24 protein-coding genes are annotated in these 23,784 nt (G+C 60.7%); 4 read left to right on the forward strand and 20 right to left on the reverse strand.

The features are described 5' to 3' along the window. Positions 1-175: 175 nt before the first annotated feature. The 7 genes from BV034_RS26900 to BV034_RS26930 form a co-directional block, all read right to left on the reverse strand. A complete protein-coding gene (locus tag BV034_RS26900) occupies positions 176-886 on the reverse strand; it encodes a prolipoprotein diacylglyceryl transferase family protein (RefSeq protein ID WP_265593522.1) in 711 nt (236 codons plus the stop codon). Positions 887-1,468: 582 nt separating this feature from the next. After that, positions 1,469-3,889 (reverse strand): PVC-type heme-binding CxxCH protein, encoded by a 2,421-nt coding sequence (locus BV034_RS26905; protein ID WP_050030048.1) that lies wholly within the window; start codon positions 3,887-3,889, stop codon positions 1,469-1,471. A gap of 14 nt (positions 3,890-3,903) precedes the next feature. Then, positions 3,904-5,301 (reverse strand): N,N-dimethylformamidase beta subunit family domain-containing protein, encoded by a 1,398-nt coding sequence (locus BV034_RS26910; RefSeq protein ID WP_050030089.1) that lies wholly within the window; start codon positions 5,299-5,301, stop codon positions 3,904-3,906. Between the two features lie 418 nt (positions 5,302-5,719). Further along, positions 5,720-7,150: a radical SAM protein gene (locus tag BV034_RS26915; RefSeq protein ID WP_050030049.1), complete on the reverse strand. Its 1,431-nt coding sequence runs from the start codon at positions 7,148-7,150 to the stop codon at positions 5,720-5,722. A 31-nt stretch (positions 7,151-7,181) separates the two neighbouring features. Continuing rightward, a complete protein-coding gene (locus BV034_RS26920) occupies positions 7,182-7,559 on the reverse strand; it encodes a hypothetical protein (RefSeq protein WP_265593523.1) in 378 nt (125 codons plus the stop codon). Further along, positions 7,556-7,852 carry a hypothetical protein gene (locus tag BV034_RS26925; RefSeq protein WP_050030051.1) on the reverse strand — a complete coding sequence of 99 codons (297 nt, stop codon included), beginning with the start codon at positions 7,850-7,852 and terminating at the stop codon, positions 7,556-7,558. Before BV034_RS26925 ends, BV034_RS26920 begins: the two co-directional genes overlap by 4 nt. Before the next feature lie 121 nt (positions 7,853-7,973). Further along, the gene (locus BV034_RS26930; protein ID WP_265593524.1) at positions 7,974-9,272 is read right to left on the reverse strand and encodes an MFS transporter; all 1,299 of its coding nucleotides are present in this window, start codon (positions 9,270-9,272) and stop codon (positions 7,974-7,976) included. A 189-nt stretch (positions 9,273-9,461) separates the two neighbouring features. Between BV034_RS26930 and BV034_RS26935 the strand changes: the two genes are divergently transcribed. Further along, positions 9,462-10,400 carry a PfkB family carbohydrate kinase gene (locus tag BV034_RS26935; protein WP_050030053.1) on the forward strand — a complete coding sequence of 313 codons (939 nt, stop codon included), beginning with the start codon at positions 9,462-9,464 and terminating at the stop codon, positions 10,398-10,400. Positions 10,401-10,746: 346 nt separating this feature from the next. On the opposite strand, the gene BV034_RS26940 is transcribed toward BV034_RS26935, so the two are convergent. Further along, entirely contained in the window at positions 10,747-12,264 is a 1,518-nt protein-coding gene (locus BV034_RS26940) for a hypothetical protein (protein ID WP_050030054.1), read from the reverse strand. A gap of 129 nt (positions 12,265-12,393) precedes the next feature. Here BV034_RS26940 and BV034_RS26945 point away from each other — a divergent pair, with 129 nt between their 5' ends. Then, a complete protein-coding gene (locus tag BV034_RS26945; RefSeq protein ID WP_050030055.1) occupies positions 12,394-13,347 on the forward strand; it encodes a 2-dehydropantoate 2-reductase in 954 nt (317 codons plus the stop codon). A gap of 403 nt (positions 13,348-13,750) precedes the next feature. Here the strand turns inward: BV034_RS26945 and BV034_RS26950 are convergent, their stop codons facing one another. Continuing rightward, the gene (locus BV034_RS26950; protein WP_050030056.1) at positions 13,751-14,593 is read right to left on the reverse strand and encodes an anti-sigma factor; all 843 of its coding nucleotides are present in this window, start codon (positions 14,591-14,593) and stop codon (positions 13,751-13,753) included. Beyond that, positions 14,590-15,246 (reverse strand): sigma-70 family RNA polymerase sigma factor, encoded by a 657-nt coding sequence (locus BV034_RS26955; RefSeq protein ID WP_081888147.1) that lies wholly within the window; start codon positions 15,244-15,246, stop codon positions 14,590-14,592. Before BV034_RS26955 ends, BV034_RS26950 begins: the two co-directional genes overlap by 4 nt. 245 nt (positions 15,247-15,491) lie before the next feature. On the opposite strand from BV034_RS26955, the gene BV034_RS26960 reads away from it, so the two are divergent. Together BV034_RS26960 and BV034_RS26965 are read left to right on the forward strand one after the other, a co-directional pair. After that, positions 15,492-16,049 (forward strand): FMN-binding protein, encoded by a 558-nt coding sequence (locus tag BV034_RS26960; RefSeq protein ID WP_050030058.1) that lies wholly within the window; start codon positions 15,492-15,494, stop codon positions 16,047-16,049. A 33-nt stretch (positions 16,050-16,082) separates the two neighbouring features. Beyond that, entirely contained in the window at positions 16,083-16,970 is an 888-nt protein-coding gene (locus tag BV034_RS26965) for an FAD:protein FMN transferase (RefSeq protein ID WP_050030059.1), read from the forward strand. 208 nt (positions 16,971-17,178) lie between these two features. Here BV034_RS26965 and BV034_RS26970 read toward each other — a convergent pair whose 3' ends face one another. The 10 genes from BV034_RS26970 to BV034_RS27030 all read right to left on the reverse strand — a co-directional run bounded on the left by BV034_RS26970 (position 17,179) and on the right by BV034_RS27030 (position 23,736). Beyond that, entirely contained in the window at positions 17,179-17,595 is a 417-nt protein-coding gene (locus BV034_RS26970; protein WP_265593525.1) for a hypothetical protein, read from the reverse strand. Positions 17,596-17,614: 19 nt separating this feature from the next. Further along, on the reverse strand, positions 17,615-17,848 hold the full coding sequence (locus BV034_RS26975) for a hypothetical protein (RefSeq protein ID WP_050030061.1): 234 nt from the start codon (positions 17,846-17,848) through the stop codon (positions 17,615-17,617). Positions 17,849-17,889: 41 nt separating this feature from the next. Further along, positions 17,890-18,180, reverse strand: coding sequence for a hypothetical protein (locus tag BV034_RS26980; protein ID WP_050030062.1), 291 nt, complete (start codon positions 18,178-18,180; stop codon positions 17,890-17,892). Between the two features lie 31 nt (positions 18,181-18,211). Next, positions 18,212-18,598, reverse strand: a complete 387-nt coding sequence (locus BV034_RS26985; RefSeq protein WP_050030063.1) for a hypothetical protein — start codon at positions 18,596-18,598, stop codon at positions 18,212-18,214. A gap of 103 nt (positions 18,599-18,701) precedes the next feature. After that, complete coding sequence (locus tag BV034_RS26990; protein ID WP_265593526.1) at positions 18,702-19,481, reverse strand: SIMPL domain-containing protein; 780 nt, start codon at positions 19,479-19,481, stop codon at positions 18,702-18,704. A 204-nt stretch (positions 19,482-19,685) separates the two neighbouring features. Beyond that, positions 19,686-20,309, reverse strand: coding sequence for a metallophosphatase domain-containing protein (locus BV034_RS26995; protein WP_050030065.1), 624 nt, complete (start codon positions 20,307-20,309; stop codon positions 19,686-19,688). A gap of 95 nt (positions 20,310-20,404) precedes the next feature. Beyond that, a complete protein-coding gene (locus BV034_RS27000) occupies positions 20,405-20,671 on the reverse strand; it encodes a hypothetical protein (RefSeq protein WP_050030066.1) in 267 nt (88 codons plus the stop codon). 375 nt (positions 20,672-21,046) lie between these two features. After that, positions 21,047-21,490 carry a hypothetical protein gene (locus tag BV034_RS27010; protein ID WP_050030068.1) on the reverse strand — a complete coding sequence of 148 codons (444 nt, stop codon included), beginning with the start codon at positions 21,488-21,490 and terminating at the stop codon, positions 21,047-21,049. Positions 21,491-22,249: 759 nt separating this feature from the next. After that, positions 22,250-22,654 carry a hypothetical protein gene (locus tag BV034_RS27020; RefSeq protein WP_050030070.1) on the reverse strand — a complete coding sequence of 135 codons (405 nt, stop codon included), beginning with the start codon at positions 22,652-22,654 and terminating at the stop codon, positions 22,250-22,252. 611 nt (positions 22,655-23,265) lie between these two features. Beyond that, the gene (locus BV034_RS27030) at positions 23,266-23,736 is read right to left on the reverse strand and encodes a hypothetical protein (RefSeq protein ID WP_050030072.1); all 471 of its coding nucleotides are present in this window, start codon (positions 23,734-23,736) and stop codon (positions 23,266-23,268) included. Positions 23,737-23,784: the final 48 nt, after the last annotated feature.

A 23,784-nucleotide genomic window follows, 5' to 3' on the forward strand; every position in this document is an offset into this window, starting at 1 on the left:
GGGCAGCGGCTCCGTCTCCATCACCCCCGCCATGAGGCAGGCCGGGCACAGCCCGCCAGGAGCCTCGGCCGTAACGGCGCTCCCGCACCGGGGACACGGGGTGGAGGGATGGGCAGAGGAGGTCGGGTTCATGACAGCGGGCTCTACCTCTTACTGAGGCATTACACCGCCAACGTTACACCGGCGCCAACTTTTTTCTGCGATGCAGCATGTACGCCCCCAGCCCGGCCATCACGAGGGCGGCGATTTGATAGACGCTGATCACCCCGGCCAGCTTGGGGGTGGCCCGCATCCACTCATGCAGGAAGCGGAACACGCCGTAGCAGAGCAGGTACAGAAAAAAGAGCCGCCCCTGCCATGCAGGCCTCTTCCGCAGCACCATAAGCACGCCAAACATGACCAGTTGAAACGCCAGCTCCACCGGAGCGGAGGGCCAGCGGGGCACGCCCTCGGGATCACGCATGGCCAGCAGGCGGTTCGTGGTGGGCAGCCCCAGGCAACAGCCCTGGAGCACACACCCCACCCGCCCCAGGGCGATCCCCAGCGGCGCGATCAAGGCAAAGGCATCGCCCGTGGACTTCCGGTAGCCAATGGCCCACTTCATGAACTCCACCCCGACGTAACCGCCCAAAAGACCGCCCACCACCGTCTTGCCTGTTGCCAGACGAAACCACCGGTCCGCCATGCCCCAATCCAGCCAGCCCTCTGCCAACAGATACAACACCTTCGCGCCCAGAAACGCGCCGCCCAAGGCACCGATGTACACCGGCAGCATCGCCGGATTTTTCCTGGAGCGGATCCACCAGTACGTCGCACTCAGCGCCAGCGCCCCGAGAAGCATCCAGCGATAGGGAGGGGAGGCACTGAGGGAGTCGGACCAATGCACGGGGCTTAAAAATTAGGAATGGGGAGCGCGAGCGGGTGCGATGCAGGTGAATGATCGTGCATCCGTCGGATGTGTCTTGGGAATTTTCCGCGGGGAGCGCATGCCAGAAGAAAGGTAGAAAAGCCGTCTCGGCTCTTGGTTGCGGTGGGAGCAACCGATCAAGGACCCACGAAAGCAATTGGGTCGGCAGGCAGATCAACAGGATGGTGAGATTCAATCGGTCACTCACATGCTGGGCGCAAGAGCCGGGACGGCTCCTCTACCTTTCCTGTGGCGGGAGTTGATGGGTGGGTGGATTCGATTTCTGTGGCAACGCGCTAACTGACATTCCCGGCGGGATGCCGGAAACAGCACGCAGGATGCGTGCGCTCCCCAGCATCTTTGGATGACAACCTCCACTCACAAGAGATGCTTATCCCTGAAGGGGATATGTAACACAGCCCAAGGTTGCCGAGCTTCGAGCGAGGCTACCTTGGGTACGCACGCGATTGATCATCAGGTGTTGAAGCCGGTTTCGCCTTCTTCCTGCCAATCACCGGCAACACCTCCATGACGTCCACCCTGCTCGCTCCCGGCCCCCGCTCACATCTTCCGCAACCGCGCCAGCAAATCCGCCATGTCTTGAGGTGAGATGATGCTCTCCAGGCCATCTGGCATGAGTGAAATCGGCAAGGTCTTCATCGAACCAATCTCACTTCTCAGCACAGGCAGATCCACGCCGCCGGGCAGACGCAGGCTGATCGCGCCGGGGGTCTCGGCAGCAATGAGCCCCGCCAGGATGCTGCCGTCCTTCTTGGTGACCCGGGTGGTTGCATTGCGATGCTCCACCGCCCGATTGGGATCCAGGATGGCCTCCATGAGCTGCTCCACGGGCTTGGCGGCCACGGTGGCGAGATTCGGTCCCACTTCCACACCGGCATGGCCGAGCTGGTGGCAGGCGATGCAGGCTTTCTGATAGACCTTTTCACCACGGTCGACATTGCCCTCCAGCCCGGCAACCTTCGCCAGATACTCCTTCACCACCCTGGCACGATCAGGATTGCTGCGAGTCAGGACGGGCAGGTTCGAGGAAGCAGCACCTGGAGCAACCCTGGCCGGGAACCAGACGGCCAGTTCATCGGGATGGATGTTCTGACTGCCTGCAGCCACGCGGGCGACACCACGCACCCTGGGGTGCGAAACCTCCAGAAGGCTGATCAACGCGGCTCTTTGCGATTCGTCGAGCAGGGCGGCCGTCCACGCAGCCTGCAAACGGGAAGGCAGAGGCAGCGTTTCGTCTTGGGCGATTTCCTTTAACCATGGCAGAGCTCCCAAATCCCGCTTCTCCAACAGCCGCCGCTGCGCAGCATCCCGCTGCCAGCGAATGCTGGAGCGCATGGCGGCCTGCGGCTCCAGAGCCCGCGCAGGCGCGCCCGGCTTCACGGTGGGACCGCTGATGCGGTAGATGCGCCCGAGTTCCTCGCCCGCCCGCAAGTCAATGCCTCGTGTAATGCCGGCCGGGATCCACTCGGGATGCTCCAGGACCATCCGATACATGTCCACCACATAAAGCGCGCCATCCGGCCCTTCCCGCACCTGCGTGGGGCGGAACCAGTTGTCCTTGCTGGCGAGAAACTCTGACTCCGCATCATCAGGATGGCGGCGGCTGGCAAGCGGAAACGCCGCGTAGTCCAACACGTCCCGACGGATGAGATTGTTGGCCGGCTCACAGATGAGCAGGGCGTCATACGTACCGTCGTTCCACGGCATGGGCGAACACGCAGCGGTGAGCACATGGGTGGCACCTGCGTGGTTGAATCGCTTCACCGGCGGGCTGATGGTGAAGACCTTCACATCCGGATTGAGGACGGTGCGAATGGACGCAGGCACCTTGTCTGGATGCGCCTCCATGTAGCTCATGGGGATGTGATAGTGCCAGCCCAGCGTGCTGTTGTTGTTGCCGAACCAGTTGCCATAGTCGTCCCGCCACTTGCCATACTGGGAGCGACCCGTTTCCAGCCGGAACTCGCCAGTGTCCGGATGGAAGCGGAAGTCATAGGTGCCCAGGCTGACCTTGCGGCCCGTCTTCACACTGGTGACCTCACCGCCGCTATCGCCGTTGGCCCCATAGAGCCAGCCATCCAGCCCCCAGGCGAAGCCATTTACGAGATGCTGTGGATTGCCTGCTGTGAAACCCTTGAACCACGGTTCGAGCTGATCACACTTGCCGTCGCCGTCCTTGTCCCGGGCATACACTATCTCTGGAATGGCGGAGATGAAGACGCCGCTATTCCAGAAGGCCAGACCCGTGGGATGACGCAGTCCGTCCAGGAAGACCGTCGCCCGGTCATACACATGGTCGCCGTCCGTGTCCTCCAGGATCTTGATGCGGCCAGATTGCAAGGGCGACACCTTGCCCCCACCCCCTCGGCCGTCGGTAGTCTTTTCCCCGGGGGCAAAGGGATAGTCGCCCATCTCCACCACCCACATACGCCCTTTTTCATCCCAGTCCACAAAGACCGGGTCCTGCACGAGAGGCTCCTTCGCCGCGAGGGACACCGTGTAGCCAGCACGTAGCTGGAGCTTCTTGAGCGATTCTTCGGCAGACAGCGGCGGCGGCCCCGGCACGCGCAGCAGTTCCTGGCGGGTCATGAGCACCTTGCCCTCCGCACTTTTCAAATCACCCGCATCAAGCACCAGCCCCGTGGCCTTCCCAGCACTATCTATCAGCAAGGGCACGCTGTACGGGTCCCCCGCCACACCTTCGCGCAGCACTTCCGTCCAGCCCCGGCTCCACTGCACATTCTTCTTCTCCACCGGGTTATAGAGGTAAACACCATACTGCCGGGGATTTGAGACGATGAGATCCTCATGACCATCGTCATTGAGATCGGCAAAGAGCAGGCCGCCCTGTTTCGCCGACTCAGGCAGCGGGGCGATCTTGGCCGCCTGCTCTGGAGTGAGGGCGACCGCAGGCATGGCGAAACCCAGTCCAGAGATGAAGAGAGCAACGAGGTGTTTCACGGCCCACGAGATGTTTAACCCACTTTCTGCGAGAGGCGGTCCAGGATGTTCCGTGTGATGCGCTGCACCGCAGCATCCCCGCCCTGCAGGCCATGCGCCCAGTCCGTGGTGCCAGCAGTGAAGACGGTGCCACCGCGCGTGTAGAGCCCCATGCAGGCAGCACCGATGCGCCCCTTCTCCCACCGCTCATACCACTCTGCATCATCAGGATGCCAGCGCACTGGGCAGGTGGCCAGCACCTCAAATTCCTTGGGCGTGCCATCGCGGCTGGTGGGTTGGGGCAGCCCCTCCCTCCACTCCAGTTCACAGCCATCACATTCGTAGCCCACAATGGTGTCCTTGCCGCCCAGATCGTCATCCCGACGCAGTCCGGTACCGGCAAAGATCCAGTGGTCCGGGCGGTGCACCTTGTAGGCCGCAGGCTCCTCCATGAACTGGCCATGGCTGCGCCGGTAACCGCCCCAGAGAAAGCCCACCCCGGTGAGTTGATTCTCCGGGCGCTGCACCAGATGATGACTCCACAGCGTGCTGAGCGTCTTGTACTCGCGCGTGGCGAAGACAGGATCGAGGTGATAATTCTGCTTCCAGCAGGTGAAGGCATCGCCGCCGTCCTCATTGCGCACCTGCCAGCAGCAAGTGTTCCCGCTGAAGAAGGCCACATTGCCCCCCTTCCCGATCCATGCCTCCAGTTGATCCCGCATCGGGGTGGACCAGTACTCGTCATGGCCCACGCTCAGCACCATGTGATAGTTGGCGAGGATCTCGGGATGAAACTCCAGGTCATTGTTGGCGGCGAACTCCAACACATAGCCGTTGGCCTCCGCCCACTGCACAAAGGGCAACTCCCAGCGGGAGTACTGCGAGGCGGCCGGTCGCTGGAAACTCACCCGATGGCCTGCGTTGTTGGAGAGGCTGTTGTAGGCATAGATGCTGAAGCCACCCCAGTTGTTGTACGCGTTGTAGGTGTTGGTGGCCAGCTGCAGCAGAATTTTGGAAGTGCTGCCGGGGCGGGCCTGCCGCACGATGAAGAACGCAGAGGCCTCTGCAGTGCGGCGGTTGCGCAGGGTCCACTTGCCCCCTGCATCCGCGATCTTCAAGCGGACCTCATAGTAGCCAGACTTCCAGTCCGCCCCCACCGGCACGCGCACCGTCTCCGCCCAGCGGCATCCTTTGGAGGGGGCATCCTCCGGCACGGTTTGCCGACTCCCCACCACGCCGGACTTCTGCCACACCACCTCGCGCTTGGCACCGAGCCGGGCCACTTCGATCTCACAGGCGGGCTCGCTGGTGGTGATGTGCAGCGGCACCTCCTCCCCCTGGGTCACGCTCACCTTTCCCGCATAGCCTTCGATGAAGAAGTCCGCGTCCGGCTCCGCCGCCGGCAGAGCCGCTGCCCCCAAGGCCAATGACATGAGTGTGCGCCGTTTCATTTACGATCTACGGGCGTGACAGCGAGAATCTTGGGAGGAGAATGTGATGAATTAGAACCGCCAAATGATCATTTTATGAACATTGGCGGTGTTTAGTTATTTCCAACACCACCCGGTGACAATGATCCGACGTCACGACAACACGGGATAGTGCGGACCGTGAGCCGACTGAAGTCGGTACTCCAACACTGAGGACGGTCGTGAGAGAAACGCACTGGGTCCTTGTGTCCTGACCGCCTAGAGGCGGAACTCCAACCCTGCTGGCGAAACGGGGAGGGTTGGAGTTCCGTCCCGCATGCGGGACGGTGAAGGTCCTTCATCGATTCAACTCCCACCCCTCTCCCCGTCTCAGGTCTTGCGTCTTGCGTCTTGAAGTCTTTTGTCTCCCGCGCAGCGGGCCTCACGGTGCCGGCTTGGCATCCGGGAAACCCGAGTAATACCGGCAAAACGAATCCAGCTTCCCATCCGGGCGGATGACATGGGTGCAGCAGCGGTCGATGCGGTCCTCATCCCAGGTCCAGGCATCCATGAAGGGCTTCACCATGATGCGGAAGGCCATGCTGCGGGTGCGCTCCATGAGCTTCAGGAGTTCGCCCAGCTCGGTGTTGTCGCATCCGCATTTCGCCAGGTCGTCCAGGGTGTAGTGCATCTTGTCCTGCAGGAAGCCCTGGAGTTGGGTAAAATCCAGAAACTGGCTCACGGGCCAGACGTTGACGCCCTGACGAATGAGGTAGCCGATGGTGGCGCAATTAGGGTCGCCACACGGCAGTGGCGTAAAGTCCTCGAACTTGAGTTTCCCGCCTGACTGGGCGACAACGTTAAGGAGGATGTCCGCCGTGTTGAGCCGGTCCGTCTTGGACCGTACCGTCTTCAGGAAAGGCGAGTCTGGAACGCCCGTCGTATGCCCGCGGGCCGAGGCGGCGAATCCGCGACCGCTCTCGAACACGGGCTGAAACGTGATGCCGTGGACGGAGGTCTGGCCCAGACCGTAGCTGACGGCGTCCCAAAGGTTGGGCAGGTTGTCCGGCGTCACGGCCATGGCAAGCGTCACCGGGAGATCCGCCGCGGCACAGTTGGCCAGGGCCTGCTCCCGCATGGCGCGCAGGTCCCCGCCGCGCAGGGCCTTCTGCCCGGCGCTCTGCACGCCGTCAAACTGGAGGTAGAGCTGCACGCCGGTGCCCTGAAAGGCCGCGTTGAGCTGCTTCGCAAAGTCCGGGTCCTTCGCCAGGAGCACGCCGTTGGTGTTGATCAGCGTGAAGTCGATCTTGGGGTGCGCCTTGAGCCAGGCGCAGAGTTCAAAGAGCTGCGGGTGCAACGTGGGCTCCCCGCCGCTGAGTTGGAGGATCTCGATGCCCCCCTTGCGATCCACCACGCCCTGCACGCGGGCCTGGATCTCTTCCAGCGGCACCGCATCTACCTTCATGCCCGTACCGATCGGCGAGTCCGCATAGCAGGTGGGGCACGCGAGGTTGCAGGAGTTAACAATCTCGATCAGGGCCAGGCAGGTGGAGAGCACCTCAAAGGGGCCTTCCTCCCGGCCGGAGGCATTGCGCCCCAGCGTGCCCGCGGGAGCCCCCTCTGCCGAGCAGCAGCCTCCGCCGGAGCAGCAGGCACCACCCCGGTTTTCATCGCTGCCCTGGGCCAGCCAGTAGAAGCGCTCATCACTGGCCAGGCAGGCGCTGAATTCACCGTGCAGCGCGCAGGTGCGCTCCATGTGCACCTGACCGCCCCGCTTCACCACACGGGCAGGGCACTTGGCCCCGCAGACCGGGCACCGGGAGGTGGTTTGTTTGAGCAGGGTGCTCGCGCCCGCAGGCGTCCGGGAAGACATGGGGGGATAGGGAGAGGGTGCGACCGGCGGACTAATGCCAGTTCTGCGTGGAGAGGAAGCCGATGCAGGCAACAAACCAGACGGCGGTACCGATGGCTACGCTGGCGAGCATAAAGACAATGGAGAAGCCGACCGCCGCGCCGCCGCTGCCGCCCCGGTTCCGCGCCAGGCCCACCGCCACCCAGATGGAGGCGGCCAACTGGGAGAGGAGCGCAATGGCAAGAAGCGCAAAGTGGATGGAGCCATCCTTGTCATCCTCGGCAAAGAGCCAAGGCAGCCCCGGCAGCAACACCGAGACCATCACCCAGGTGATCCAGCGCGCCTTCATCGGCACGTGCCCGGGCAGAGGCGGCGGACCGCCGGAGGGAGACTGCGGCATCGGTGGAGGGGAAACTTCGTCGTTGCTCATGACCCCAGCACCTCCCGCGCAATGGTGTTCCACTCGGCATCGATTTCCGCCGGACGTTTCGTGGGCTTGCGGGCCTTGGCATACCAGTAGCCGGCATTGCCGATGTCTCCCTCAATGAGGTGCAGGAGCGCATGGATCCATGAGCCCATGGGAGTATGGATGTCCTGCGCGATCTCGTGGGCCTCGTGCCAGTCACCTTTCTTGGTGTACCAGAGGGCCTTGGCCTCTTCAGAGAGATCATCCGCCGGAGCTGGATCGCTCTGGGCGGAGGCGGCAAGTTCTTGGGCAGTCATGGTGGCAGGCTAGCGTGTTCAGCCACGTTCTGCGAGTGTGATCACCCGGTGGATTGCAAAAAAAGAAAAGGGAGAAGGCCGTGAGACCTTCTCCCTTGAGATCCAGATACTGGAATAAGTACTAGGCATCTTCCGGCAAAGGCTTGCCTTTGGTCTCGGGAAGGAACAGCAGCACGATCAATCCGAGGAGGAAGATGCCGCTCATGTAGGTTGCCGCGTTGCGGAAGGCATCCAACTTCGCTTCCGTCGTGGTCGCCCCGGCCTTGAGGTGCGCCTGAAGGGCACCCAGCGTGAAAGGACCACTCGCCGCCACGAAACGACCCACGTTGTAACAGAAGCTGACGCCAGTGCTACGCAGACGGGTGGGGAAGAGTTCCGGGAGATAAATGGCGAAGCCGGCAAACAGCGCGAGCTGGCACCCACCCATGATGGCACTCATCCACACGTCACCTTTGCCGCCGAAGAACTGGAAGAAGCCCACGGTGGCCAGCAAGGCTGCCACAAAGGCGATGGCGAAGGCGGGCTTGCGTCCCATCTTCTGCGCCAGCTTCGTCATGAGGATCATGCCGATAAATGCCCCGATGTTCTGGACAATGGAGTTGATCCCAATCCAGCGAGCCTTGGCACCGGCGATCTCATTGGCCGGCACATTGGCCTCAACCAGGGACTTCTCGATCACCCCGCCGACCAGTTCCGGGCTGAAGAACCCGATGCCCCAAAGACCGATCACACCAGCGACGCAGAGCACCATGCCCAGGAGGGCGGACCGACGCCAGCGAGCGACGCCAAAGAGAGAACTATACGACCCGAAGGCCACCCCGGCCACGCGGCCAGCTTCACGGGCCTTAACCCACTTTTCAGGCTCCTTCAGTTTCAGCTGAATGAACACCACCAGGAAAGCTGGCGCAGCCCCGACAAGGAACATCAACTTCCAGGAGAAATCAGGACTGATGGCCTTAGATTCCACCAGGCCGCCCACCCACATGCTAATGAGACCTGCAGCGACGTTGCCCACGGCGGAGAGCGCCTGCAGCGTGCCGAGAGCACCCGCACGGGCGTGGTCAGGAAGGGCGTCAGCGGTGAGAGCCACAGCAAGGCCGAAGACGCCGCCTACTCCGAGACCCGTGATAAAACGGTAGATGGCAAAATCAATCCAGCCTTTGGACAAGGCCGAGAGACCGGTAAAAACGGAGTACATGAGCACCGTGATTGTCAGCGTCTTGGCGCGGCCAATGCGATCGCCCACGGAACCGAAGATCAGGCCCCCTGTTGCCCAACCTGCCACGAAGATGGATGTCGCATAGCCACCGTAAAGGCTGGCGTCATACCCCTCAGGCAGCAGGGTTTTCATCGCCGATCCACGGGCGAGAATGAAGAGCTGCTGGTCAAGGCAGTCGAACATCCAGGCAAGGGATGCCATGGCGAAGACGAACCAGTGGTAGCTCGTAAGGCCCTTCCACCATGGGGTGTTATCTGACGTTAATGCAGGACTTTGACTCATGGGCGCGGAGTTTGGGAGAGGTGAAGTAGGATGACAACCGAGAATTGAGGGCTACGGCTCTATTTCCGGCTGGCTATCATTTTTCACTTTTCGACTTAAGTTCCCCGCATGTTTCACACTTCCCCTCATGGGACGGACCCGGCCGAACCGCCACTTGAGGTGCTCGGGATCGGAGCCGCGACATGGGACCGTTTTGTAGTGGTTCCTGAGTTTCCTGCGGGTGACGGGGTTACCCAGGCCCTGGAACTGCATGAACAGGGTGGCGGGCCGGTGGCCACAGCCCTGTGTGTGATGGCCGCCCTGGGCACGCCCGCACGTCTGCTGGACACGCAGGGGGACGACGCCACCGGACGGGCGATCCTGGAAGAGCTGCGTATGTTGGGAGTGCGAACCGAGTCGATCGCCATCTATCCGGGCGCGCGCTCCGCGCTGGCGCACATCCTGGTGCGGCAGCGCGATGGGGCCCGTCACATCTTTTTCCACCCTGCGAATTGCCCCGAACCGGATGCTGAGGTGATCCTAAGCAAATCCTTTGGCAAGGTGGGCCTGGTGCACCTCAACGGTCGCCACGAGAACGCTGCGCGTCAGGCGCTGGCCTGGGCGAAGGAGGCCGGAGTACCCGTGTCCTTCGACGGCGGAGCCGGGAGATATCGCGAGTCCATTCGGGATCTGGTACAGGGCAGCGGGCTGCGTATTTTGGCGCGGGAGTTTGCCTGCGCCTTCACCGGGGCGAGCAGCCTGGAGTCCGCCGCGGAGATACTGCGCGAGGATGACCCGGAGCTGCTGGTGATTACCGATGGCGTGAAGGGCTCTTGGGTCTGGCCACGCGGGGAGGCATCGTTTCATGAACCCGCCGTGCAGGTCGCGGACGTGGTGGACACCACGGGCTGCGGTGATGTCTATCACGGAGCCTTTTTGCATGGGTGGATGCAGCAGTGGCCCGCGCAACGTTGCGCCCGCCTGGCCAGTGAGATGGCGGCGGAAACGGCGAGGCATGTGGGCGGACGGACGGCGATCCAGAGGATCGGTAGTTCAGTGAATCAGTAATTCAGCAAACCAGTGGGCCATTGGAGGGTTTCAGGGGCGGGGTTGGAGGCGGGGAGTGACAGCACGCCATGGGCCTACCGCTCCGCGGTAGAAGTCGTCCCTACCCCATTCCATGGGTAGTCCTCGCTCCGCTCGACCGACCCATGGCTATGCATGGCGAACCCTCCGGGTTCATGAAATAACACGCAATACTGACGCACTGACGCACTGACGCACTGACGCACTGACGCACTGACGCACTGACGCACTGACGCACTGACGCACTGACGCACTGACGCACTGACGCACTGACGCACTCCACCGAGCCACTGAATTACCGTTTTACCGAATTACTGATTTACCGGACTCATCCCGCACGGGCCATGCCGATGCCGATGGCGACGGTGGGCTCTGCGGCATCAGCGAATGCGACGGGGCCGGGTTTGCCGCCCTCGTCTCGGTAATCACTACCGATGGAGTAGAGGCAGCCTTTCTCGGGGTTGTAGCGGAGAGATTCCCCAGTGTAGGGATCGATGCCCACAGAGTCGATGTAGCCGCCCTTCAGCGCGTCCAGGGTGGCGGGCAGGCGGGCCTCGGTGATGACATAGCGGCGGATGGCAAAGAGGGTCATCACCGCATCATGACGGAAGCGGGCCAGGTGCACGCGATCGGGCAGCGTTTCATAGAACCCAATGCGGGACTGGTAGTACTCCGTGCCGGACCAGTTGGGGTCAAAGAGCGGGCGCCGGGTGGGCTGACGGTGCTCCAGGCGGGAGGACATCTTGCCACCCCGCGCATAGGCGGCCAGGACGGGCTCCTTCTGGAGTTCGCGGAAGCTGTCTGCGAACTGGCGGAGCGTGGCGTGAGGTTTGAAAAAGACCCAGCCGGTGCGTGCAGGCAGGTAGTATGGGGGCAGCGGGGGCTCATCCTGCGCCGGGCCGATGAGGAGCTTCCGCTCATACGCATAGAAGCCTTTCATGGCGGCGCGCAACCGCTCCATGGAGGGCATGAAGGGCTTGAACTCCACCTCCTGCAGCCGCTTGAGCCGGCCCGCATCGAGCTGGGTGTTGCGCAGGAGCTCGGCTAGGGAAGCGGTTGAAGCCTCGTGGAACGCCAGGGAGCGGTCCATGAGGGAGGGCCAGGCATCGAGCTGCTCCAGCAGCCCGCCAAGCACGGCCATGTCGATAGCGGCAAGGAACGACGCCTCCTCCTGCCCGCGGCGGGAGAGGTAAGCGCTTTCCACCTGCTTCATGAGCACCACGGCAGGCCAGGCACGATCCGCACCGAAGTCGGCCTTTTTCCACTCCGTGGAGCGAGGCTGCCACTCCAGATCCTTCTCCTCCAGGAGATCGCGGAAATTATCCAACACGGCGCTATGTTGCTCCAGCAGGGCGGAAAGGGTCGGCGTGTCCCACTGCCACACGGGAGTCTGCGGCAGGCCCTCCCGGCGCACGGACTGCGCGGCAGAGAGCATGGCCTTCATGCGGCGCACAGCCGCCATGTCCGAGGGCGGGCTGCCTTCCGCCGGCCCGGGCATGACATCGCTGTCGAACGGCGGAGCTTCATCCCGAAGATAGGCAAAGACCCCCAGCACGGTGGCCAGCAGGCCAAAGAGCACCCAGGTCAACTTCGATGGCGGGCCCCAGCCGGTCTGGCTCTCCGGGCGCGGCTCATTGCCGGATGGCGAGGTGTCCTTCCGGGGCCGTCCCCGCTCGCGAGGCGGGTCGCCATCGCCTTCCTCATCGCGAGCGCGATTCCGCTCCCGATCCTGATCGCGGTCGGGCCCACGACGGCGTGGCGCAACGACATCCTGCTCCTCGTCCTCATCGAACCAGCGGTGTTCGGGTACAGGATTGCGTCGACGGCGGCGGGGTGGCTCCGACATTTACGCAGGATCATGCCACGCCCCAGCGCAGGTGCAACGTGGGAACCGCTTGAGGCGTAGGCAAAATGACGGCTTCATGCCTTGATGGGTCGTCGCATACTCCCTTCTTGCTCCTTTCCTCTATCTCTCATGGCTCTTCTCAATCATCACCTGCCCGACTACCGCATCGCCATTGTGGGAAGCGGGGCGGTCGGCTGCTACTACGGCGGGCGTCTGGCCCAGTACGGGCGGGACGTGCACTTCCTTATGCGCAGCGACTATGACCACGTGAAGCGCCATGGTCTGAAGATCCTGAGCAAGCAGGGCGACGCCCATCTGCAGGGAGTGAAGGTCCACCGCACCGCCGCAGACATCGGCCCGTGTGATCTGGTCATCATCGCGCTCAAGACCACCTCCAACGAGGCCCTGCACGACATCATCCCGCCACTGCTGCATGAGAATACCATGCTGCTCACGCTGCAAAACGGCCTGGGCAATGAGGAACTGCTGGCCGAGCGCTACGGAGCGGAACGGGTGCTGGGCGGCCTGTGCCATGTGTGCATCAACCGCACAGGCCCGGGCGTGATCGAGCATCTCGCGCAGGGCCTGATCGCCCTGGGCGAACACTCCGGCTGGCCCCAGCCCCGCACGCATGAGATCGCGTCCGAGTTCAAACGCTGCGGCATCGTCTGCAACGTGGAGGAGAGCCTGTCCACCGCCCGCTGGCGCAAGCTGGTGTGGAACATCCCCTTCAACGGCCTTTCGATCGTTGGCGGAGAAGGACGCACCGGACTGGATACCGCCCAGATCCTGGCGGATGACTCCCTCACCTACCTGGTCCGCGCGCTTATGCACGAAGTCATCGGAGCCGCACGTAAATTGGGCGGCGAGATCCCCTCCTCCCTGGCGGACGACATGATCAAATCCACCAAAGGCATGGGCGGCTACCGCACCAGCAGCCTCATCGACTTTGAAGAAGGCCGCGAAGTCGAACTCGACGCCATCTGGGGCGAACCCCTCCGCCGCGCGGCAAACGCCGGTGCCGAGGTCGGGAGGCTGGAGACACTATACTATCTGCTGAAGCGGAAGCTTGGCAGCCAGTAGGTCAGTGCGTCTGGGCCAGTACGTCAGTGCGTCAGTGGGCAGTGCGTCAAGGTGTTGGGGCTGGATGGGTCGTTGTGTGTCTAACAGCTTGCGGAAGATCCTTTGGACGTCGCCTCACTCAAACGCATCATGGATCTCGCGGGCGTGACCGCGTAAACGCGGAACTCCAACCCTCTCCGTTGGTGCTGGCAGGGCGGAAAGGCTCGACTACGCGAGATAGGACGACCAGAGACCGGGACAGGAATATCCCTCGCTCCTTTTGCTGACGCTGACGACTCAGACACTACGGGGTCGATCAGCGCACTCGGAAGCTGGAATGCGCACAACGTACGACTCCAGCCCCAACACCTTGACCCACTGCCCACTGACGCACTGAATTACTGGCTGCCGGGCCTCCGGCCCGCTACGGGCTAATCATGATGATGCTGCCTTCCCCTTCCGGGACGCCGCCTTCCTTCTCCACACTCACGGCGAAGCGGGAGGCGTCGGTGATGGGCTGCGCTGGCTTGAAGGTGATGGTGGCGCGACCGCGGTCGTTCACCTTCACCACTCCGGCGTCCACCGGCTTGGTCTTGCCCTTGTCGATGACCCAAAGCTGGTAATCCTTGTTGGGCTGCACAGGCGGCATCTTGTCCATTTTCAACTGCCCCTGCTGGGCATTGCTGTCCCACACCACCACGGCCACGCCTTCTTCGTAGCGCTTCATGCCAGAGCGGAGCGTCGCGATCTCCATGCTGGAGACGGCATTGGCCTGCTTGAGCCGGGACACCTCAGCTGTGAGAGCGGTGGTGTCGGAAGTGGCAGCAGCAAGTTTTTGCTGAAGCTCAGTCTTGGCCTGCTCGGCCAGTTGAGTCTCCGCCTTGGCCCGTACTTCACTGGCCTGGAGAGCCGGAATCTGGGCGGCGATCTGCTGCTTCTCCTCCCACAGGCGGAAGGCGCCGAAGGCCAGTCCCGCTGCGGCAGCCCAGGCGACCCACGGACTGCGAATGAGCCCAAAGATGACACCAGTGACGATGTTGGAGCGCTTCGAGCGGCGGATCTCCGCAAGGAGGCGCGCACGCAGCTCCGGCGGAGGGGCGTCTTCAGGCAGCAGTTGGGCGATTTCGGCGGCAGTTTCCTCAAACTCGGCCACAGCCTCGCGGAGGCGGGCGTCCACCTTCATCTCGCTGCGCAGAATGCGCTTCTCATGCTCGTCCAGCACATGCAGCGAGTACATGGCGGCCTGTTCTTCCTGACGATCTGTCATGACAGACCTCCTTTCAGCAAGTCGCGCAGCCGTACCAGGCCGCGGCGGATGTGCGTTTTCACTGTGCCCAGAGGGGCTCCGAAGAGTTCTGACAATTGATGATGGGTGTAGCCTTTAAGGAAGGCCCATTCGATGCATTTGCGCTGGTCCTCAGGCAGGGCCAGCAGTGCCTGACGCACCAGGTCGGCGCGCTCCTGCCGGTCCGCGGCATGGTCGGAACGTTCCGCGGTGTCATCCAGAGGAGGCAGCAGTTCTGCCGCCTTGTCCGCTACCCGGGTGCGACGGCGCAGCGCGCGCAGGCGGTCGATGGCCTTGTGGCGGAAGATCACGACGGACCAAGTGAAGGCCTTGCTGCGGGTGGGGTCGTAGGACGGCGCGTGCTCCCACAGGTAGAGGAACCCCTCCTGTAGTACTTCCACCGCCTCCTGATCGTCCTCCAATATGCGCCTCACCAGCGCGTGAAGAGAGCCGGAAAACCGGTCGTACAGTGCTCCGAACGCGGCTTGATCCCGCGCGGCAACACGTAGCATGAGGTTTTCATCCGATTCCTGATCCATGGGACACTTAAACAAGGGGACATCCCGGTCCCCGCTGGCAGGCCACCCGGCCCAGTCACGCCTCGTGACCACGCCGCCGTAAGTGGCGAGAGGCATCGTTAGCAGGGTTGGCGCGGTCACACAACTTTTTGCGTGGAAAGGTTGCGCTTGGATGCTGGAAATGTTGCCCGGCAGCGCCGCACGAGGGGAAATTCCAGGTACAACCGCAATCAAAAGCGGTTATTGAGACTTGTTCGCAGATAATGGTTGACCTCTGCATCAATTTCATGCACTACTCTTGCGATCTTGTCTCAATAACTGCATTCCACCTACCTCGGGGTCCGAGGGTCCCCTTTCCCGTCATGACCGTCCGCTTTATCGCCAGCGTCGCCAGCCTGCCCGTGGCCCCGTTGGTCTGCCATGCCGAGGTGTTCCTGAGCCTGGAACAGGCCCAGAGGCTGATCTTTCCCGGGGAGACGCTCACGGAGTCTTCCGTCACCCTCACCGAGCGCCAGAAGCGTCAGGTGGAGCATGCCTCCGGGGTGAAGGTGAAGGACCGCCACGTCCGCGCCTGGCGCACGGCGGGCGGAGGGGTGTTTTTCCTCGATACCGTAACGGGCAAGCATGAGGAGATCACCTATGCCTGCGGCATCGCCTCCAGCGGGCAGGTGAAGCAGATCGAGGTGATGAAGTACCGCGAGGCCTACGGCCAGCAGGTGCGCAACGCCTCCTGGCGCAAGCAGTTCGTGGGAGCCACGGTGGACTCTGATCTCACGGTGGGGGGAGATATCCGCCACCTGAGCGGTGCCACCTTCTCCTGCAGCAGCATCACCGCCGGCATGCGCCGCCTGCTGCACACCCATGCGGTTGCTTTCTCGAACCCCTCTCCTCTGCCAGCCACCGCGTTCACCGTGTGCTGAGGCCCGTCTTCCCTGCCAACTTCTCCCACTGTCATGCCGGAGTACAATCGCATCAAACGCGCCCGCCCCCTGCTTGGGACGCTGGTGGAGATCACGCTGGAGGGCAAGCGGGATGAAAAAACGCTGCACACCCTGGCTGGCGCCGCCTTCACAGAGATCGAGCGCGTGCACAAGCTGATGAGCTTTCACGATCCGCACAGCGACATCTCCCGCCTGAACACCGATGGTCGCGGTCGCCCCGTACCGCTGCATCCCTGGACCATCGAGGTCCTGCGCTGTGCAGAGAATCTGAAGAGCGATACGGCAGGGCTCTTCGACGTGTGCATTGCCGGCTCCCTGCTGCATCTGGGCTATCTGCCCGGGCAGGGCACCAAGGTGCCGCCGCTGTGCCGTTTTGGCATCATCAAGCTCTATGACAATCACCAGGCCCGTCTCTATGGCGGGGCCTATGTGGACGTGGGCGGCATCGCCAAAGGCTTCGCCGTGGACAAGGCTGTGGACATCCTCCGCGGTATCGGCGGCCTAAGCGGCATAGTGAATGCAGGCGGCGATCTGCGGGTGTTTGGTGCCAAGTCGCAACTGGTGAACCTGCGCGATCCCTCAGAGCCCGGCACCTCCCACCACGCCATCCAGCTCAAGGACGGTGCCCTGGCCACGACGGGCAGCTACTTCAGCCGCAAGAAGATGCCCGAAGGTGCCTGGGTGGCCCCGCTCATCCATCCCCACACCCGCCGCGCCAATCCCGGCAGCCGCAGCGTCACCGTCGCGGCCCCCACCGCCATGCTGGCCGATGCCCTCACCAAAGTGGCGTGGTTCGCCCGCGCAGAGGACTCCGCCCGTCTCCTGAAGACCTATCGCGCGAGCGGCTGGGTTTTAGGAAAGCACCAAGAGGTGGTGCCTCTCACGGGGAAGGCGGCTTGAGAGTTCCTGGTTCTTGGTGCTGATTTGATTTTTGAAGTTTCGTATTTGAAGTTTGAAGTTTGAAGTTTGCACCCCGCCTTTGCCCGCCGGGAACTTCGTGTCGGAGTAGTGTGTCAATCGGCTTACGGTACCGATCCCGTTTGGTCGGCGTGTCGTAGCTTGAAGTTCCCGGCGGGCTGAAAGAGCAGCGCGATTCGCTGCATTCACGCTACGTCGCTTCCCCTCCCCGGCGCGACTCATGAAAGGAGTCGTGCGGCCAGCACTCGACATGACGCATCGCAAGTCCGGTCCTCCCATCCTGAGTGACAGCGATGGCAACAGTGCAATAGAACCTCTTGAGCCCGTTGCCATAGCGACCTGCAGAGAGAAATGAGATCCTCCCTTCGATGGAGTTCAGGCCATGCTTCACCAGCCTGTCCGTTATCCTCCGCGAACCGGAGACCTCGTAGCCGCAGATCCAGAGAACTTCACCCGGCCGCACTTTGAAGCTGAAGGCAGGCTTCCTCTTCCGTTCAGCGATCTCACAAAGCCGCCCGATGCCCCACCAGCCTGTGATGTCGTGATTCCTCGAACACAGATAGTCGCACAATGAGGCGGCCAAGGCTTCCATTTCACAGCGTTTCATGATGCATTGATGGATGCAGTCAGCCCTCGCCCAGCCTCACATAGCGGACGGTGAAATCCTCACCCATCTTCACGATACGAATCTTGAAGTCCTCCCCCACTTTCACCTCCTCCCACAGGCCAGGGCTAAAAGCCCCCAGGCTGACCCTTCGCACACTGAGATCTCCACCCACCCTCACCACGCGCACCTTGTAGTCCTCGCCAAACGCGACGAAGCGGACTTTGCCAAACACAGATCTTGGATTGGGTTTCATGGGATACAACTGCGGGAGGTATATCAGAATAGCGCTCCGAACTAAAACTTGATCGTCGGCTCACGCGAATCGCTGGGATTGTACCCACGAAAATCTGTCGCCTTCAGGATGCGTTTTGCGACTTTCATGAGGATGGCCGCGAGGGGAGGCCCCAAGACAGCGGCCGCGAGAAGAGCCCAGAAGTTCTTGTCGATGACCTGTGCCTTGGTCGGCAATTGAGACCACTGATACAGCCCACACCACCCGAGCACCGAGATCACGGCCGGGAAAAGGGCCACGAAACCGACGAGACATCCTAACGGAGTGCTATGGGTGGGAACGGGGTAGCTCATGTAGCGGAAAGTGATGGGAATGCCGAGAGAATCACCTCCCAGTCTGACCTCTGGGCGTCGTATTTAACGAGCGTCCCTGAAACGCGTTTCCAAGTCTTCGAACCACATTGTCGACGGGAAACACCAGAACCAACAAAAGAAAAACGGCATCACGATAAGGTTCAGGCACCAACGGAAGAGTCACGCCAAGCATCGTGACCAGGACCGTGAAAATGCCGGCAAATCCCAGTGTCTCCCGCCACTGAGGACGAGCATCCGATGACAGCCAGTGAAACAGCACGACTGCAGGAACAAAGCAGAGGCCCAGCAACCACGATGGCACGCCAATCGCAGATCCCATCGCGAGGCCAAAGTACGCCAGCGCCGTCACCAGCAGGGTGTTCCTCAGCAACAGGAAGATCTCACGAAGAATGCTCATAAGGGTATTGAGCGAAGTTAGATTAGGTTGATGAAGAGGGCGACCACTTTGGCAACTCGCGGTAGCCCTCCCCACCGGCTGTGTCCCCAAAAGGCCCGCGGGGTCATTTGAGCTCGTATTTGACGGTAACGGTCGCGGAATACTCCAGCTTCTCAAACTCCGCCGCGTTGTTTTGACCAAAGAAGGGCTGCACAATCCGGTTCTCGGTCAGCGTCACCCAGCCATTGTTGACAGCCCCCTCACGCAAAGACAGTAGCGTGCCAATCTGCACCCCGGCCTCTTTCGCCAGAGCGTCAGCCTTCTCTTTTGCGGCAGCCACTGCAGCCAGCAAGGCCTGCTTCCTGAGCTCCTCGTGTTTTGAGGTGCGCAGCTCCACCCTTACGATCTCAATATGATCATCTTCAAGCAGCGCCGTTTCCAGAGCCTGCCGCCTGGATAAATCGCCAATTTCCACGATCGCGGCCCGCTCAGCGTAGAACCCTTTGAAGACCCGCCCCTCGCGAGTGGTATCGTAGTCCTTTCCGGAGGCAATACCGCTAAGGCGCAGAGCATTTTCCTTAAACCCGTTCTTCGCAAGCCGGTCACGCAGTGAGGCCGTGGCAGTATCAAGCATCTTCGATGCCTCAGCCAGCGAAGCGGCTTCTCCCCTGACTTTGATCTGCCAGGAAGCCCGGTCCACATCCGCAGCAATCTTGGCGATCGCGTCCACTTCGATGTGGCGTCGCGTGTCGATTTGCTGAGCCTGAGCCGAGGAGGCATAGAGCAGTGTGCAGAAGAGGGAGAGAGAGAAGAACAGGAAGGGGTATTTCATCGTTTTGTACGTTGCACGGTTGGGTCTCAGCAATTTGCTGACTACCCTAGCAAGACGGAACAGAGGTGACAAGCAGGCATGTTGTGGGTGCATTTGTTCGAATGTGGAACCGCCCGAGCGACCCGGCGATTTGATTCACCTCGCGCCACCCTCTCACCCATCCTGACCGCGTTCTCACGAACGCAGCTACTAATTCAATCTCCACCGCCGGCTCGTGACGGCGCACGCTTCCATAACTGCAGAGCCAATCCTGTTCCTCCTGCAATCATTGCCGCCTCACACAACATCAACACTCACAGGCTTGTTCCTGACCTCGCCGCCAGGACCGCCCACAACGGCAGCATTCACAAAATGGATACCGCCTTTCGTCAAAACGCCGCTGCTGGCGTGCACGTGGCCGAACGCATGAATCTGCGGACGAATGCGCTCCAGCTCCCTCCGCAAGTGCGGACAGCCAAGATGGATATCCCCTGAGCTCGCTACATCCAACACTCCAAACGGAGGCGTGTGCGTCACCAAGAGGTCAATGCCTTCCGGGATCTGCCTCCATCTTCTCATCAGGTCCTGCTCTTCAGAGTAAAAGGCAAATCCTGCAAGATCAGGACACCAAGGCGATCCATAGACCTTCAGTCCACCCACCTCTACACCGCCATCCTCAAGGTAGATGGCCTGAGAAAAGCGAAACTCCCGGTATTGCAGCAGGGCATCGTGATTCCCACCGATACAAATGATCTGACCTGCGGGAATTTCGGCAAACCAGGCGTCGACGTCTTCGAACGTTTCTTGTTCTTGCTGGCCTATGTTGCAGAAATCTCCGCAATGAATCAGCAAGTCGCACTCCGGGATGGTCAGATCCCTGTGCTTGCCGTGGGTGTCAGCGATGATGCAAAGGCGGGGCATGCTTAGGGATGACTTGTTTTTGTTTCGACTGCGTCGACCAGGTTTTCAAACAACATGTCGGCGGAGGGCCTGGCAGCAGTGCTCGGAGACCGCATTCAAACGTCGTCAGCCGGCAGGTCCGTCTCATAGAGACGATTACTGGGACTGCACCATCCCAAGATGCTATCCATGGTGTCCAGGATCGCGTCATACAGCCTTTCATCTTTGTCGTTTTCATGAAGAGCGCGAAACGAGTCGAACAAGCGATAGAGCTCAAGCTGAGTCATCCCTTCATCACGAAAGCTGCGTGCCAGTGCGAATACCGCATGAGCAGGGTCCGGTTCGCGAAGGACGCTTTCGAGCCGTGCATGTGAAGTAGTCATCAGAGCTAATGAAGTTTGCCTGCCCGAAAGTTTGAAACCCGTGCTGCGGCTAGCCCTGGCTCTTTGTTGCTCCATCCTGTTCCTCAAGCACCTCTTTGACGCGGGCCCAGTTCGTAACTTCTTCGTGGGCTGGCCACACCTTTAGCAAAACTCGATACCGCCCGATGTCGCGCAAGAAAGCTCCACCCATGATGCCAATGACCAACCAACCCGCCTCTGGATAGCCCGATTCTACGACCAGATACCCCAGCCCTGCGACGACGGCCAATGCCAACCAAGATCGAAGGCTTGATCGCGCAAGAACCCAGAAAGTGGGTGGCTGAGTGTGCCAGCCCAAATAGACTTTCAGCGACCGCAATTGGAGTTTGGTGAGCGTCATGAGTGCGATGGTTGGGAACTACATTCAACTATCGGGGCAAGTACAGAGGCGGCGAAGGTCGTGTAAACGCGATTGGGCGGCAGTACAAGCAACGCCCCTGAAGCGAAGTCGAACGAAACTGCCAACGGACGATGGGCAGCGCTGACGGCCTCTAGTGCTGCCGCCAAGGCTACGGATGGACCGGCCGCCTTCCGAGGAACGATGGTGATCCAAGGGATCTGATCCACATAGCGATAGCCGCTGAAGGCTGCATCGGCATCCAGACTGCTTTCGGTGAAGGTGGCATGTTTACGAAGTGTGGCAGCCAGGTGACCAAAAAGCTTGTCATACTCTTCATCAGGAATGATGCCGTTCGCTTCATCTCCGTGCTGGTCACAAAAAGCTGAGGCGAGTTTCTCAATTTCTTCTTCGGAGGCATGGTGAAACTCGATGGGTTGCATCAATACGAAAGGTTGGAGGTGGGAATCTTGAATCTGCGGGATCTCAGGGGGATTGATTGCGCGTCGTTAATGACTTCAAAGTATAAAGCGTCCATTCAATTTGCACCTTGGTAGCGCAACCAGCAATGGGAGACTGGGGCTGCTCGACTGACGAACTAAAGTTCTGCACTACTTTGCTGGAGCCGATGCTGAGCAATAGGTCCCACGGAAAGGCCCCTTACTTGGAGATCCGCTCAAAAGTGACCCCCTTGGCCCAGAGCTGAATGAACTCCACGTTTGCCGCAGTTCCATCTTCATTCAGGTACACCGAAACTTTCATACCCAAGTACCCATAGTTCCAAAAAAGCGACGCGCCCTGCACCCCTGGACGTGGATGGGCCTCCTCAAGGCGGGAGAGAAACACCCATAGTTCATGTTGCCGCAGTGATGGGAAGCTGGACGGACAGTCTGATCTCCCGAGGGTCACAGTTCCCCCTTGAGGGTGCCGCTCGAGTTGCGTCATGACCCACGCCCGCAGTTCATCTGGATTGACCCGCCGTTTAAATTCTTCCTCAAAGGCATCCAGCTCTTTTGAGGATTGACGGACTTGCCACCCAATATGGGCAAACGGGCTGGCCCACACCAGCAACAATACCAAAAGCCATAGGAACATCGCCCCTCGCCCCCCGGCTTTTCCTTCTGCTTCTTCCAGATTCAGTGAGGTTTCCATCTGAGGAACCATATCAGGATGCGATTGAAGTCATCACGATCTCATGATTTTCAGTCGTATCGGATAACAGCACTACCATAACCGCCCTTGGCATCAAAGCCAGCCCAAATGCTGCCCCAGGCATGTTCGCCCGTCGGGAACCCATGCTCGGCCAGCCATGCCTCCGTTCGCGCCGCTCTGAGCTGTTCCGTTTCCTCAGAGAAGTCGTCCCAGCTTGTTCCCAGATCCTCATCCCGGACGGACAGCGAAACGATTTTCAATGTGCCATTGAAGAAGCAGAGCCCCACATTCAACCGGCCTGGATTGGTTGCCTCGTCTTTCAGGTAGTACCAAACATACCCGGTCTTCATGTCATGCCGTTCCACGCCGTTCAGCAGCGCGGCTTCGAACTCACCCAACTTGCGATGAATGCGCAAGCCACGGGGGTGCTCCATCGAGAATTCGCGAGTTTTCATTCGAGAGGGGACAGCGGGATACGCAATGCGCCATTCGGGCCAACGTTACCTCTCAATCGTCAGTTCAAGTCAAAATGGTCCCAGCAAGCGCATAGAAGTCAACGAGGGCACCTAGCGAGGGCCGTCAATCCCTCCCTTCGATGCGGAGATCATGGCCTCGCTGTCCGGCCCATTGAAGCCTGGACACACGCCGATAGCCACCTCTTCACCGAGCAAGCACCTCAAGTCATCTACGAGTTCAGCATGGGAATCCCCCATCCAACCCGTATCGGCATTCGCATTGGAGGATGGCCATCTCAAACGTGTAATCAAGTACTCATCGCCTTCGGGAATCTCAGCGAGGGCACGATCTATGAGAGACTGTGAGCAGAGCCCTCTTAGGGGAAGCTGCGGGAGCTGAAAGACAACCGTGTCGGTCCCGACGGGAAGCGTCTCCACCAAGTCACGGAATTCTGTCTCAGACCGACAGAACACATAGTCCCTCTGCCCGCCTGACCGAAGATACCTGAGAACCACAAACACTTCGCCACAGGTGCTGATCCTTTCACAAACTCTGGCGATGAACGCGGATGAAATCTCCCGAGATGGGTCAAAGCGATTTCCAGTTGCTTTCATGATTGCCAGATGTTCAGAGTCTCATATCCTCCGGGGGACTCGAAGGCGCCTTGATAAAGGCAAAGAAAGCCCCGCGCCCAAAGCGCGCCACGAGTCCACGTTCCATACAGCAGGGATCCTCCATCCACGGCAACGGGTGCGGAGAATGCAAACACGATCTGCTGTTGGGAATCCCTCTTGAAATCGGAGTAGGTGGCAAAGTCCAACTCAATGACCTCTCTCTCGACACGATTGGCCTTTTCATCCAGCGTGAACATTGACTTCCAATCAGCTGGATCACGAGCCTCCAAAAGCAGTTTCACCGGATAGCCTGGTCGATCTTCAAAATCGGCAAACCGCCGCAGCATCTCAGAGACCGGGATCGAACGACGACGCACCAACAGTCGTGGAGCAGAGGCCTCTGAATCTTTGACCTCATCGTAAACCAACCGCTCAAGGATGTTGAATGAACTCGTGGCCACAGCCATAGAAAAAGGGTGCTATCGAGGGGCGCAAACGTCAAGAGCCGCGCATCA

The organism is Verrucomicrobium sp. BvORR034 (assembly GCF_000739635.1).
GTDB lineage: Bacteria > Verrucomicrobiota > Verrucomicrobiia > Verrucomicrobiales > Verrucomicrobiaceae > Verrucomicrobium.